This is a genomic window from Aquabacter sp., from assembly GCF_965279295.1.
Classification (GTDB): Bacteria; Pseudomonadota; Alphaproteobacteria; order Rhizobiales; family Xanthobacteraceae; genus Aquabacter.
The window spans coordinates 16,882-31,336 of sequence record NZ_CBDIHQ010000006.1 but is presented as its reverse complement, the minus strand read 5'-3'; the positions used below and the strand labels follow the sequence as shown (position 1 = coordinate 31,336).

7 protein-coding genes and 3 pseudogenes are annotated in these 14,455 nt (G+C 56.5%); 7 read left to right on the top strand and 3 right to left on the bottom strand.

Annotated elements, in window-relative coordinates; all coding sequences use genetic code 11:
• Positions 1-90 precede the first annotated feature (90 nt).
• Entirely contained in the window at positions 91-1,488 is a 1,398-nt protein-coding gene (locus tag ADADO0_RS01655) for a KpsE/RkpR family capsule polysaccharide export protein (RefSeq protein WP_511303343.1), read from the top strand.
• A gap of 12 nt (positions 1,489-1,500) precedes the next feature.
• Entirely contained in the window at positions 1,501-2,154 is a 654-nt protein-coding gene (locus ADADO0_RS01650) for an ABC transporter ATP-binding protein (RefSeq protein WP_511303342.1), read from the top strand.
• 2 nt (positions 2,155-2,156) lie between these two features.
• Here ADADO0_RS01650 and ADADO0_RS01645 read toward each other — a convergent pair whose 3' ends face one another.
• Positions 2,157-2,966 (bottom strand): ABC transporter permease, encoded by an 810-nt coding sequence (locus tag ADADO0_RS01645; protein WP_511303341.1) that lies wholly within the window; start codon positions 2,964-2,966, stop codon positions 2,157-2,159.
• 594 nt (positions 2,967-3,560) lie between these two features.
• Between ADADO0_RS01645 and ADADO0_RS01640 the strand changes: the two genes are divergently transcribed.
• The 4 genes from ADADO0_RS01640 to ADADO0_RS01625 all read left to right on the top strand — a co-directional run bounded on the left by ADADO0_RS01640 (position 3,561) and on the right by ADADO0_RS01625 (position 12,119).
• Entirely contained in the window at positions 3,561-4,454 is an 894-nt protein-coding gene (locus ADADO0_RS01640; protein WP_511303340.1) for a class I SAM-dependent methyltransferase, read from the top strand.
• A gap of 94 nt (positions 4,455-4,548) precedes the next feature.
• Positions 4,549-10,215, top strand: a complete 5,667-nt coding sequence (locus tag ADADO0_RS01635) for a glycosyltransferase (protein ID WP_511303339.1) — start codon at positions 4,549-4,551, stop codon at positions 10,213-10,215.
• Positions 10,209-11,012: a class I SAM-dependent methyltransferase gene (locus ADADO0_RS01630; protein WP_511303338.1), complete on the top strand. Its 804-nt coding sequence runs from the start codon at positions 10,209-10,211 to the stop codon at positions 11,010-11,012. The genes ADADO0_RS01635 and ADADO0_RS01630 overlap by 7 nt, the downstream gene beginning before the upstream one ends.
• 27 nt (positions 11,013-11,039) lie before the next feature.
• Positions 11,040-12,119 (top strand): hypothetical protein, encoded by a 1,080-nt coding sequence (locus ADADO0_RS01625; protein ID WP_511303337.1) that lies wholly within the window; start codon positions 11,040-11,042, stop codon positions 12,117-12,119.
• A 60-nt stretch (positions 12,120-12,179) separates the two neighbouring features.
• Here the strand turns inward: ADADO0_RS01625 and ADADO0_RS01620 are convergent.
• Positions 12,180-12,413: pseudogene (locus ADADO0_RS01620) on the bottom strand (IS5/IS1182 family transposase); the annotation flags it as partial.
• Between the two features lie 114 nt (positions 12,414-12,527).
• A pseudogene (locus ADADO0_RS01615) lies at positions 12,528-13,172 on the bottom strand (IS3 family transposase); the annotation flags it as partial.
• 65 nt (positions 13,173-13,237) lie between these two features.
• On the opposite strand from ADADO0_RS01615, the pseudogene ADADO0_RS01610 reads away from it, so the two are divergent.
• Positions 13,238-14,426: pseudogene (locus ADADO0_RS01610) on the top strand (IS3 family transposase).
• Positions 14,427-14,455 lie beyond the last annotated feature (29 nt).

The window sequence follows — 14,455 nt, the reverse complement described above, 5'->3', positions numbered from 1 at the left end:
GCGGGTTTGCTCATCCCCTGTGATGGCGGATTTCGCGCGGCTTTTCGTCTCGACGGCCTCCGACAAACCAGGCGCCCCCTCAGCGTTTCCTTGGAATCTCACGCTACTGGAGTTGCCGCACCGAAGACAAGGCAGGGTCGGTTTGGCGCCGTTGCCCATTTACTGCTAATGGGACGGGGAGAGGATGAGATGGGTATCGTCGAACCAGCGCCGCGCACCAGCAGTTCTCAGCTCGAACGGTCCGCACAAGTGCGCCGCGCTGCGGCCAGAGACCAGGCGGCGCGCTTTGTCTTAGAATTGCAGCGCCGCGCCCGGCATGCGCGCACCCGCCGGCGCACGCCGCTGCTCAAGGCTCCCGATTTCAGCGCGATCGCCCAGACGTTCTCGGTCGCGAACCTCGCCCGGCCGCTGGCCCTCAGCGCGATCGTGGTGGTCGTGATTCCGAGCTTGATCGCGACGATTTATTTCGGTTTGATCGCCTCGAACGTCTACGAGGCCGAGGCGCGCTTCGCCGTTCGCACCGGCGCGGTGTCCGGCATCGATGCGATGACCAGCTTTGCCGGCATCCCCTCGATCACCCAGGTGCAGGATTCCCTGATCGTTACGAACTTCGTCCTCAGCCGGGCGGCGGTCGAAGTTCTGGAGAGCAGTGTCGGCTTGCGCGACCGCTATAGCCGCAACAGCATCGACTTCTTTTCGCGGCTGGCGTCCGATGATCCGACCGAGGACGTTGTAAAGTTTTGGCAAAAGCACGTTTCGGTTGCGATCGAGTCTCCCTCGGGCATCATCACTGTCCGGGTCCGGGCCTTCTCGCCGAAAGATGCCTTGGCGTTGGCCGACGGCCTCGTCGCGACCAGCGAGCAACTGGTCAACAGGCTCGGCGCACAGGCCCGCAATGACCTCGTCACCAACAGCGAGCGCGAATTGCAGGGCATTGAGGATCGCTTGAGCGCAGCGCGCGAGCGGCTCAATCAATTGCGCATATCAGAAGGCATCATCGATCCTCAGCTCACGGCTCAGGGCATCAATATGCTGATCACCGAACTGCGCGGCGAAGCCGTGCGGCTCGGCCAGGAGATCACCACGCTTCAGCGCGTGGTTTCGCAGAACGCGCCTCAGATGCAGCCCTTGCGCACGCGCCTGGCGGCGATCCGCGAGCAGACCGAGGCGCTTCAGAACGAACTGACACTGCGCCGCGACAAGGGGCGCGACGGGCTATCCGCGGTCATGACGCGGTTCGATCAACTCGCGCTGGAGCGGCAGGTTCTCGAACGCCAGTACGCGTCGGCCGCCGCCTCGCTGGAGCAGGCCCGAACCGCAGCCGCCCGGCAGCAGATGTATCTGGCAACCTTCGTCCGGCCGGTTCTGCCGGAAGACCCGGTGGGTCCGCGCCGTATTCTCTATCCTGTCTTGATCACCCTTGGCCTTCTGATCGCCTGGGGCATCGGCGTTTCGATGATATCGCGCCGCCGCGCCCAAGCCGGTTGAGCGGAGGCGCGAATGATCATCGTCGACCGGGTCAGCAAATTTTATCACACCAAGGGGCAGCGCAAGGTCGTCCTCGACAAGGTGTCGATCGCGTTCGACGCCAAGCGCAGCTATGGCCTTTTGGGGAAGAACGGCGCCGGCAAGTCCACGTTCCTGCGCCTGGTGGCGGGAACCGAGGCGCCCAACCAGGGCCGCATCTACCGCCACGTCCAGACCTCCTGGCCGCTGGGCTTCGCGGGCGGCTTTCATCCGCTGATGACTGGACGGGAGAACGTCCGCTTCCTGGCGCGCGCCTATGGGGTCGATGCCCGGGGCGTCGTCGATTTCGTCGATGATTTTTCCGAGCTGGGCCGCGACCTGGACGTGCCCGTCAAAACCTATTCATCGGGTATGATGTCGAGGCTGGCGTTCGCCGCATCGATGGCGATCGAATTCGATTTCTATCTCGTCGATGAGATCACCGCGGTCGGCGACAGCCGCTTCCAGCTGCGCTGCCACGAAGCCTTCGCCAAGCGGCGTGAAACCGCCGGCATGATTATGGTCTCGCACTCCGTCAGCACCATCCGCGATTATTGCGACACCGGCATGGTCCTGATGAAAGGCAAACTGCAAATCTACGACGATCTGAGCGAAGCCATCGAGGTCTACAAAAAAAGCCTGGAATAGCTTTACGCGCTTGTGAGCGCGGCGCGGAAGACGCGGTCTATGAGAAATGCGAGAAGGAAATTAAAGATTATTACGGTGTAAACGTATGAGAGCTGAGGGAAATCGCTGATGTAGCTGGAGTAAAATCCAACTCTGCCATAATCAATGATATGAGCTAGTGGGAAATAGTACAAAATAGTGCGAACTTGTTCTGGTAAAGGGCCTGGAATAAAAAGAACGCCGCATGTTAGCCAATATAAAGGTATAAATAAGAAGCCCATGATGTTGAATATTGGGGCCATTACGCCTAATATTCCAAATATCAGGCCTGTGCTAACGCCGAGTGCGTAGCTCAGCATCAATGCATAAAAGACTCGAGGTATATCGTTAATGTAGATGTCTTGAACAAGCATTCCGATTGCTATCGCCGTGATAGTCGCAATAAAAATTGAATTTAATAGTTCAGTTAGGGCGCGCGCGATCATAATGTCTGCTAATTTTACGATCGGAAGCGCGGTTAGGGGAATATTTTGCCCGAAAGCCAGGATCAATTTTTGGTGCGTATAGGACCAAATCACGAAAGGCAGGATAGCCGTCACAAGGTAAAGAGTGACGTCCGTCCCGATAGGCGCGCGGCGGGCCAGTAGGATATAGCCCGCCAGAACAATGCCGAGATGGCCAAGCGGAATCATTAAGCCAAAAATAAATCCGAAATAGCTAGCTCCAAACCGCGTCTTGATATCGCGCAACATAAGCGCAGAAACGACGCGCGCATGCTGAATGAACGCATCTCGGATGCGTCTTTCTTTAAGGCCTGTGACAAAATCCATCATAAGATACCGCTGCTATCGATTAATTGCACGCTGAATGTGCTATCGATATTCGATATATTATATTATACTGTTGAATTCCTGAAATTCAAGCTCTGACCCTGGCTAAGGGACGCTGGCTCCCGCTACCTTTTCACTGCTAATTATTGTTTATCCGGCCTATCCAAGATCCGATTCGCAAATTTAACGACTTCTAAGCCGCTAAGTCGCCCGCCCCATTAAGGGGCGGCATTCTAGGTTTGAGCGCCTCGATGAATCCTAGTCGGCTACCATTGGATTTTTCGCTTCCGAGTACAAAATAAGCCTCCTCGCGCTCTATCCCTTTTCGCACTCCGTCAGAGCTATACCCCGAGCCGGAATGGCTCTTGCACGGCGGTTAATGGCATGCGACGAAGAATGATAAAGGCAGGGCGGAAATGGGCTTGCAGCCGACGCGAGGGCATATTTCTTCTCTAATCACAATGCATTGAGCGTTTTCGGCGTACGGAGATATTTGCTCTCAGCGATCATTTCCGAAGGTTCGAACAGAGCCGCTTGGTTGTGCATTGAGTTCAAGCTCCTGTAAGCTACGGGCGACTGGTAGAAGGAAGCGGCGCCGTGGATCAAGTCGGGGTGGGATACGGAGAGGCGCAAACCGTCGGCACGCCGGCCGAGCTCCTTGAATCGGACGTGCAGCGTGCACTTGTCGTGGATCCGCTGAAGCCTTGGCTCGATAATCCCCTTACGTTGCGGGCCGCGGCTGCAGATCGCGCACCGGTCCCTAGCGTTGAGGCTCGCGAAGGCTACTACGGCGAACGCCACCTCGCCTACTGGCTCAGCGGCCTTGATGACTACGCCAAGATACTTCAACACACCAAGCTGTCAGCGGGCCATAAAATACTCGATTTTGGCGGCGCTTCCGGTCGTATCGCCCGCCATTTCGCTGCCCTTGAGCCTGAGTGTGATGTCGTTATCGCCGATCTAAATATGTCTCACGTCAATTTCGTGAACCGCGTATTTCCTGCGAACATGCGCGGTATCACCACCTCAGTGCATCCATTGGTTCCAGTAGCGGATGGGACGTTCAACTTGGTCTATGCGGCTTCAGTTTTCACCCATATCGACGTTTACGAAACGGGTTGGCTGTCGGAACTCGATCGGGTAATGGCCCCCGATGGGGTAGCTTGGCTTACTTTCCATTCAGAGCATACTTGGCGAAATATGGATGGCACCCCGCTAAAGGCGAAGCTTAACGAAAAGGCGGAGTTTGTAGAGTTTTTGGCGGCAAACCCTGATTTGCCTTCAGAGCGGTTGGCCTTTTACTATAACGAGGGTCAAAGTTACAGTTGTAATATATTTCATTCCAGCGAGTATATTACAAGAGTTTGGAGTCGATTCTTCGATATTGTAGCTATACTTCCAGCGGAGCACGCCTACCACACTGTTGCTGTGGTGAAGAAAAAACAGCTTGTGCGAGCGGCGCCTGAAAGACCTAACGATAGGGCGGTGTAAATGAGTTAGTTTAACTCATCTGCAGAATTTATTACTCATATAGCAAGATCAGTGACAGTTGCATAAAGGCGACTGCGTAAAGGAATTGGGATGTATGGCTAAGATTGGCGTGGTTGTCCCCTTTTACGATGATTATCAATACCTAGAATCTATGCTGAAGAGCGTTGGGCGGTCTTCGCGACAGCATCAGGTAATAGTGGTTATCGGTCTCGATACCGTTAAACGTACGCCAGCGAATGTGGCTGCAATGGAGGTCGCGCTTCAAAATTATGCTGATCTAGACATTCGGATCGTGGAAAACTTCCGCGGGGGTCCGTGCAAGGCGCGTAATGACGGCGTGCGCAGCCTTTTAGAAAGCGACCCGGACATAGAGTTCTTTTTCTTTCTAGATGCTGACAATTTCTTTGGTGACGAGGCCCTCGATAGGCTGGTCGAAACACTGCAGCAATCGCCCGAGCCAGCACACTTCACCTACCAAGATATGATATTTTTCGAGGCGGATCGTAAGCTTGTCAAGCTGGACGTACCATTCAATAACTACCGCCATTTATATCACTTTTACGGCGATACAGGCAATCTTGTGAGGGCGGAAGTCTTCAAGAATGGTGATTTCTTCGACGATTCAGAGTGGTACGCGACCGGCGAGGATATCGAATTTTATAGACGAATTGGCTCAAAATATCGCGGCGTCTACTGCGAAACAAGTGACTTTTACTATCGTGTCAAGAATGTTTCTCGCGTGAAGCTATATTGGGAGGGGCAGGCGGAGTTCGACAGTGTCTTGCGGACGCGACTTAAGGATCAGTATGAAGCCGCTGAGGCGCGGTTTAATCAGCAAGATTGGTTCGATTTTCTCTCAGTTAGCGATAGTATTGAAGATTATTTTAAGGTTGATGGTTTCGATCCGTTAAAGAGTGCTCGAAGTATCTTCGATATGAAGAAGGGCGCACTCATGATAGGGGCGGATCGCCCCACCTTGTATAAAATCTTGTCGAGTCAGCTTGGTCCCGTCGTTCAGTCCCAGTTATTCAATGCTGACGCGGGAAAGATCTTCTTTTTTAAGATCACGGGGGAAGCAGCGCATTTCAGCTACGATCTACGTGTTGTCCGCTGGCTGGAACTCGATCAAACTACCACCTTCACCTTTGCAATCCTGCCCCACAATATCGTACGGGATCACGGCTCAAACATCGCTGCCGGCGTCTCAGATGTTGAGGTTGTAGAAATCCATATCCACTGGCCTGGATCTCTGGTCGTCGACAACGTGCGGATGAAGGGGGTTCGGCAGCTGCTGCAACGGCTTATTTCCCGTGATCAGGAGCGGTTGGATCTGGTTAGGAAGCGTCTCCACGGCCTCGCCGGCTCACCCGTCAAGGCGGAGATTGGTCCGATCTACAGCACCGATGCCCGGACACCCTGGCTGCTCGATCGTCATTCGTCCCGGCCGGAAGTGTTTAATCCTCATGCCTATTGGGATTTCACTACCCGCCAAAAGAGCGAGAGCTATTTTGGAGCGACGCGGAGCCGGAATCGACCTTCAAAGCGCAAGGGATTGCGGTTCCTCATAGCCACCTCCTTCCTCGGCGTCGGCGGTGTCAGCGCTGGCATGATCGATTTCATCCGCGAATTTAGGCGCCGAAATCCAGAGGCGCTGATTGATCTTCTCATTTCGCACTTCGAGCGAAGCGATCAGGGGTCCCCACAAAGCAAAAATAATTACAAAATTGGCGATGTATTGGCTGATATTGATGGTGTTTTGTTCGGCGATTTCATAGATGAAGCAGGGATCAGTCTATTTTTAACTGCGACGCTGCTTGCTTACGATGTTGTGCAGCTTGAGACCGCTTTCCCGCCTTATGGCGTTCTTGATGACGTGAAACGCGCGAGTAAACCGCCCAAGATTATCAGTCACCTCTATTGTTGGGATTATTTCCATAAGACACGAGCGGGCTTTCCAGTTTATGTGACCCAACGCTCACACGTTATCGATGCTTATTCATCGCAGACGCGGCTTGTCGCTGACTATTTAGTCTCGCGCGAAGTGCATCCGAGTAAGGTCAATCATATTCCTTATTCAAGCCGACTGTCCTTCGAACGCGCTGCCTTGGTTAAACGGCGCCATCAGCGTATCGGAACTACCGATTACAAGCCCGTAATATATTGGAGCGGCCGATGGGGCGAGCAGAAAGACCCCGAACTGCTGCTCCAGGTGTTGAGCCTGTTTTTCGCCAATCCCGGATACTTCCGCGGCCGCTTCGTCATTCACGCCCTCAACGAGTACAATAATGAGACGCGCTTCTACGGCGCAGCGGCCGAGCAGTTGGCGGGTCTCGCTGCAAGTAATCCGGACCGGCTGGAGGTCATCTGGGAAGAGGTTGATGATCGCCGCCTAACTGAGCTCTATACCGAGGCAGACATCCTCTTCTCTACCTCCCGCTGGGAGGGGATAGCCTTCGTGATGTACGAGGCGCTGGCGGCGGGTGCCCTTGTTGTTGCTACCAACATCAGCGCCAACACCGAACTCGCTGAGCAGTATGGCGTGCGCGTGCGCCTTTCCGAAGGGCGCGAGCCGGCCGAACTTGCGCGGATGCTTTCGCAGGCCGCGTCCGATGTGCTGGCAGGCGACGCCCTTGCCGCCTTCAATGAGACGGTGGAGGGTCCTTCCTTTGCCGAACGCCAGATCGAACTGATAGAACGACTGCATAATGGAGAGCTCGACAAGATTGAGGGTTATCGCGGAGATTCTGCTGCGGCCCGAATCCGCGCCTTTTCGATTGAGCTTAACGAGCTGAGGCTTGGCTTCGAGGGTGTTGGTATCGATCTCGATTCTATCGTGGAGCGGATACTTGGAGCGCCGATCGACTTAGCGAAAAATCTCTGGACGGCGGAGCTGATCGACCAGCTTCGCGATATACTGCAGCGGCTGATGGGCCTGCCGCTCGCGGCCATGTCTTGGTTTGCCCCTTTCCTCACCGATGGGACTATGGCCCGGTCCACGGGACGTCTGCGGGGGTGTCTGGACACCTTCCAGTTTGGCGCCGATCGCTTCCAGATCGCCGGATGGGTCTTCGATCCAGAGGCCAAAGCTCCGCCTAAGCAGGTCGTTATAATTACAAGAACGCGCGTCCTAGGGCCCATGGCGCCGTTCGTTCTGCGCCCTGACGTTGGGCTTTCCAGCCAGGCGCTGGGTTTCGGCATCGACGAGCCCTGGTCTCTCCAAGAGCAGGAGGATGATGTGCTCGTGCTGGGCATCACGGTCGATGGCAAAGTCGACCGGATCGAGCCCCTGTTTTCGGTCTCCGGTGGAGTGGTGCGCTGGTGGGGAGCACTGATCCCTATCGCATCGGGTAAGTTCGGCTTCGTCGATCGGTGGCAGGTCCGGCCCGCCTCGTGGCCATCTCGGCCCGACCATATTTTCGTGGCTGAGGGGTGGGCCTGCGACGAAGCGAGTGGAGAGCCCGCTCGCACGCTGGTTCTCGCCGATCACCGAGGCTTTGCAACTGTTTCACCGAATATCTTGCGGCCTGATATACAAAACTGGCTTGGCGACCGGGCGGCTAACTGCGGCTTTAAAGTTGAGCTGAAGTCCTATTTGCCGGATCGGCCAAGGGTATTTGCGTTCTTCTCTAACCACTGCGCTGAGCTGTCGCTATTCGATACATCTGATGCATCGGATGCCGAAATTGACATGGCGGATTTGATTGAGCGCGCAAAACCGGCGGAGGGGCTTGTCAACTTTCCCACTGCAATCTCCGAGATTGCAATCGCGCCTGCGAAAAAGGCTAACCGTTTCACTTTCGTGTTTGACGACATCGACAAGGACGAGGAAAGCCGCCCGATTGGTCCTCTGTTTGCCTACGTTAAGTCACTGGCAGATGCTGGACAAGCGATAGAAGTGCTCCTGGCGCGCGACATCCCTCCACAAGACCTGCAGCGCCGGCGCAGGGCCTTCACAGCGGCAGGCGTGACCTTGTTCGCCCTCAACGATGTTCCCGACCCGCCATTCCATATCTACGGCTTTCGGCCGCACTATCGGCGCTCCTGGCGGATAATGCGCTGGCTACGCGAGCGTCCCTCATCCGTAATCGTGTTTCAGGACGCGGGGGGAGTTGGTTTCTGGACCATAAGGGCTAAGCAACTCGGCATGGCCTTTGACACCAAGCGACTGATGGTGCTGGCAAGTGCTCCACTCAGCTGGCGCCGTCAGACTGCCAAGACCTTTGGTGAGCGAGTCGTGGATGAGGACGACGAGGCCTGGTGCGAGCGTGCCGCGATCGAGGGTGCTGACCTAGTGGTTGCGTCCGGTCAAAACATAGCGGACTGGCTGCGGGCTGAAAGCTTTGAAATCGCTCGTGATGTGATTATTAGCCCCCACTTCTTCGTCGAAGCCGCGCTACCAGTAACTGTCGACGTCAATCCGAGCCACCTCATCTTTCTTGGGGAACTCGACTCCAGCACGGGATTTGGCCTACTGGTCGGGGCTCTTCGGCATCTATCCCAGAAGGGTGGACTGACAATCAGCCGCATTACCCTTCTAGGGAGTTTTGGCAAAGTTGGGTCTGAAGGGGCGGAGCAGGTTATTACTGACCTCCGCGCCGAGTTGCCCTCAGTTGCAATTGATGTGCGCAAGGCCTTTAGTTTACGGAATGCCTTTCAATTTATCCGTGACACTGGCGGTGTTCTGGTGATCGCGTCTAATATGGAACCAACTCTGGCGGGGCCGATTGCTGCAATCAGCGAAAGTCTCTTCTTCATTGCTCCGTCTGAGCCAGCGACGCAGGTGAACTGTGCCGATGCGGTGCTTTTCAAGCCAACTATATCCGGATTGGCGGACGTCATTGCGAGACTAGGCCGTATCGACTTCAACTCCCTCCGACATCCCTATAAAGCGGATGAGGCGTGTCGGCAGTGGCTCGAAACGATGCTTGGGTCGAGCCAAAGCGCACCTGCAATTCTGCGCGCACCAGACGAGGACGAGCCCGCCCCGATTTCGGTCTGTATTCCATTTTACCGGCACGACCGATATGTACCTCGGCTGGTTCGAGCGTTTCTAGGAATGGGATTGCCTCAACTACAGCTCGTGATTGTCGACGACGGTACCCCGGCCGAGGAGCGCATCGAGCTCGACAAGGTGCGAGACCGCCTTGAGCTTCTCGGCCACATCGTCCACTCGCAGCCGAACGCCGGCCCCGGCGCCGCACGCAATAAGGCGCTGGAGCTCGCGCAGCACGAGCACCTGTTGTTCTTTGATTCTGACAATGTGCCTTTTAAAAACATGGTTCGGGATCTGTGGCGGGCGATGGCACGCGCTAAGGCCGATAGCGTCTCCGCGCCTTTTGCAGCTGTACCGCCTATGACTTCGATGCCGTCAGAATCGGATGTGCTTTATCATTTCCACCCGCCAGGGGGGTCCCTGACCCTCTCACTATTTGACAATATGGTCGGCGACATGACCTCCTTAATTCGCCGTCAGGCGCTGGAGGGTGTGAAGGGTTTTCATACCCGTATCGCCGAGCCCGCTTGGGAAGATTGGGAGTTGTTTTTTCGTCTTAGTGGCAACTCATATCGGCATTTCGTTTATCCTGAACCTTTACTCTACTATACTGATCATCCCAACCGTGAGAAGTCGCGTGAGCAGCTTTACGACGTGCGAGCGAGCCTGATAGCGCAACTTGAGGACATAGACCGCCCCGCTTTGGTGCGGATTGCCAAGGTTCTAGCCGCCCATAGCCTCACCCTAAGGGATCGCGGTGCATGGTGAAAAGCATCCGCAGGCGACCTTCAGGTGCAGCGCGCCGGACAAAGCGCCTGCGGTACGACTATGTGTCGGACGGCCTGACGATGGTCGAGGTCGCGGCCACGTTCCCGCATCGTAGATTGGGGAATCCGGAGGCGCATCCCTGGTCGTACCTGCGACGCGACGTGCCGCACCTGTGGTACGTTGACGATCGCTTCCCAGTGGTTGGCTTCCTTAACGCCGACGAAAGTGCGGTGCTGCACAGCGCGGCTCTTGCCGCAGGTCCGTGCCCGAAGCTTGAAATCGGCTGCTGGCGAGGCTGGTCCACAACCCAGATCGCGTTGGCCGGTGGGGGGCTCGATGTAGTTGATCCCGTATTGCTCGACCTTGATATCTCAGCCGAGATTTACCTCCGGTTAGTGGTCCTAGGGGTCGCTGATCGCGTTGCATTTCATCGTGGCGGCAGTCCGGAAATGGTTCATTACCTCGGAAGGGAGCTTGGCCGGCGGTGGGGCTTTGCTTTTATCGATGGTGACCACGAAAACGAGGCCCCCGCCATTGATGCGTTAACTGTGGCTGAGTACGCGTCTGAAGACTGTCTTATAATGTTTCATGACCTAGCCTCACCGGATGTGTGCGCTGGTCTTGACCAACTCGCTGAATTAGGCTGGAATACTGCTTTCTATCAAACAATGCAGATAATGGGAGCGGCATGGAGGGGTGATATTTCGCCACCTTCGCATATTCCTGATCCCCGGGTAATTTGGCATACACCAGGTCATCTGGCGCGCCATTCGCCTATACATAGCATCAGCAGATAGACACCCCATTCCGACAAAGGAAGCAAAGTGGAGCCGAACAAGCCGACGCGATCCGTCGCAAAGGAATCCGTTCCCCCTGACGAGTCAGCAGTTGAACTCCACCGCCTTACCCGCTCTCTGACCATTGCCCGGCTAAAATCCGAGTTGTCTGAGCGCTGTGCGGTCGAAGCTGAAAAAGCCCTCGCCGAAGCGCGCAAGAAAATAGATGAGGTTTGGAGCGAGCGTGTTTGGTTTGAAACTCAGATGAACCTTGCCCGCAAGGAAATTGAGGAAGACCGCATTTCAACACGAGGTATAGCGCCCGGGCTATTATCCGACTATTGCGAAGCTCTTTGCGAAGAGGTATCGCGCTTGCATACAGATCTTGCTCTTGAACGCGCTAGTGTAGTCTCAAAAAAAACTAAATATCTCGCAAGTGCCGAATTAGATTTTACCTTTCAGCCGCTTAAGGGTTTTATGAGGAACCTGAGCTACTACCTAAAGCAGTGGATGAACCCTGGTACGGTTGCCAAAGATATTAAGACGCTACGCCTTGAGCTAAAACGGCAAGCCGAGCAAGTGCGACAGCTTTCTTCACGTCTTAGCCATAAATCCGGTACAACGGTGTCGATCGGTCCAAAAGGGGAGATCGCTGGCTATTGGCGGTCGGGGGCAGGGCTCAGGACTTTCCTGGAAACGGTGCTTATCCATCCTGAGAGCCTGAATGTTGATTTCGATGTGATTGCTAGCAGTGCAGTGCACTTGGAGCTCCATCCGATCGATGGGGAGATAATCATTGCCCGGTTGGAGTATGGGCTTCCTCCCCAATCCTCGGGTCTGCGGCTGATGATCGAGTTGCCGGACAGCCGCTCTGCGCCAGTGGAGGTTATCCTGGTCTCGGCGACAGAAAAGTCATCTGAGCCCGATTCGCTAAATCAGATGCTCAACGGAGATTTTAAACAAAGTTGGCGCAGAGTGGAGCCGGGTGGGACGACCACATTGGCCCTGACCGATTTAAGCACTTCTGGCGAGGTATTCACGGCAGTGCGTATGGCTAATCCATCTGATCGAAATTACCATTCAAAGACATTATGGAGTGTTGCGGATATATTGGTCAATCTCGGTTGAAATTGATGAAAATACATCATGGCCTTCGATCGTAAAGCTTAGGCTCGCGACTCAATCACATCAGAAGGATATGGCGGCGGGAAGGAAGACGCCGGCCATGTAGTTGGTGGCGAGCTTGTCGTAGCGCGTTACGATCCGCCGCCAATCCTTGAGCCAGCACCAGAGTCGTTCGACGAGGTTGAGAGTGCGATAGGCCTCTCGATCGTAAGGCAGCGCGGCCCTGCGACTGCTGGTCGAGGCGACGACTTGGGCGTCCTGCCGCGCGATGGCTTCGCGAATTGCGTTGGTATTATAGCCGCGATCGGCGCTTTAATCTCTAGTCTGTCGAAGCGGCCTTGTGCGGCTCGAGTGACCTGAGCCCCTTTTCTCCTCCGACATGAGGGAGAGTCCTGAGTTTCATTTCTGGCCTTAGGCGGCCTGTTTTTCCAGCGTGGATTTGAGGGCGAACTCGGCGGGCGTTATGTTGCCGAGGGCCGAGTGTGGTCGGTGGCGGTTGTAGTCCTCCTTCCATGAGGTGATGGCGCTGCGGGCTTCGGTGAGCGTCGAGAACAGCGTGTCATTGAGACATTCGTCCCTGAAGCGCCCGTTGAAGCTCTCGACGAAAGCATTCTGCGTCGGCTTGCCGGGGGCGATATAGTGCCATTCGACGCCGGTCTCCTGGCACCAGCGCAGGATCGCCATCGAGGTGAACTCGGTGCCGTTGTCGGAAACGATCGTATCCGGCCGGCCGCGCAGGCGAATGACGTCATCCAGTTCGCGAGCCACGCGCAGGCCCGAGAGCGAGGTGTCGGCGACGAGTGCCAGGCACTCGCGCGTGTAGTCGTCGACGATGGCGAGCACCCTGAAGCGACGACCATCGCTGATCGTGTCGGAGAGAAAGTCGAGGCTCCAGCGCGCATTGGCCCGATCAGGCACGAGCATTGGCCTGCGCGTGCCCAGCGCCCGTTTGCGGCCGCCGCGCCGGCGCACCTGCAGCTTCTCCTCGCGATAGAGACGCCGCAGCTTCTTCTGGTTCATCACGAGGCCCTGACGGTCCAGCATGATGTGGATCCTGTGACGTTGCCCCTCAGGCCTAATCCATTGTGAAGTTCGTTCTGGCCCGACATGAGGACCAGAGCATGAAGCGCAGTCGCTTTTCGGAAGAGCAGATCATCGGGATGCTGAAGGAGCATGAGGCCGGCGTGCCCGTCGCGGAGCTGTGCCGGAAGCACGGCGTCAGCGACGCCAGCATCTACAAGTGGAAGGCCCGGTTCGGTGGCATGGAGGTGTCCGAGGCCAAGCGGCTGCGGGCGCTGGAGGATGAGAACAGCAAGCTGAAGCGCATGCTGGCCGATGCCATGCTCGACAACGTCGCGCTGAAGGACCTGCTGGGAAAGAAGTGGTGACGCCCGCTGCCGAGCGGAAAGCTGTCGCACACCTCATGAGCCATCATGGGATGAGCGACGGCGGGCGTGTAAAGCCACCGGCTTCTGCAGCATGACAATAAGGTACAGGACGACACGCGTAGATGACGCCGCCCTGCGTGAGCGTATGACGGCGATTGCCCGGGAGCGGCGTAGTTTCGGCTACCGGCGGGTCCATGTCCTGCTCAAGCGAGAGGGCTTCGTGGTTAATCACAAGCGGCTGTTCCGGCTTTATCGCGAGGCGCGCCTCACGGTGCGCCGCCGCGGCGGCCGCAAGCGGGCTATCGGGACGCGAGCCCCCATGATGATCCCGATGCGGCCGAACGATCGCTGGTCGCTCGACTTCGTCAGCGATCAGCTCACCTGTGGCCGCCGCTTCCGCATCCTCACCGTCGTGGACGACTGCACCCGGGAATGCCTGGGCCTGGTGGCGGACACATCGCTCTCCGGCGTCCGGGTGGCCCGGGAACTGGATCGCCTGATGGCCGAGCGCGGCAGGCCGAGGATGATCGTCAGCGACAATGGCAGCGAGTTCACCTCGAACGCCATCCTCGCCTGGGCGGACAGCGCCAGGGTCGAATGGCACTACATCGCACCGGGCAAGCCGATGCAGAACGCCTTCATTGAGAGCTTTAACGGCCGCTTGCGAGATGAGCTTCTCAACGAGACGCTGTTCTCGACGCTGAACCAAGCCAGGGCGGCCTTGGCGGGCTGGCGGTCCGACTATAACGGATCCCGCCCCCATTCCAGGCTCGGCTGGCAGACCCCTTCCGCCTTCGCCGCGACCTTCCACCCGTGGCGGGATCTGGCACTACGCCAAGCCAGAGGCTCCGTGTCAGATCCCGCCACTCAACCGGCCCAGCAGGCCAAATCCAACCGTCAGAACGAACTCAGCGCTGGATAGAAACTGGGGGCAACGTCAGCTGTCGCGTG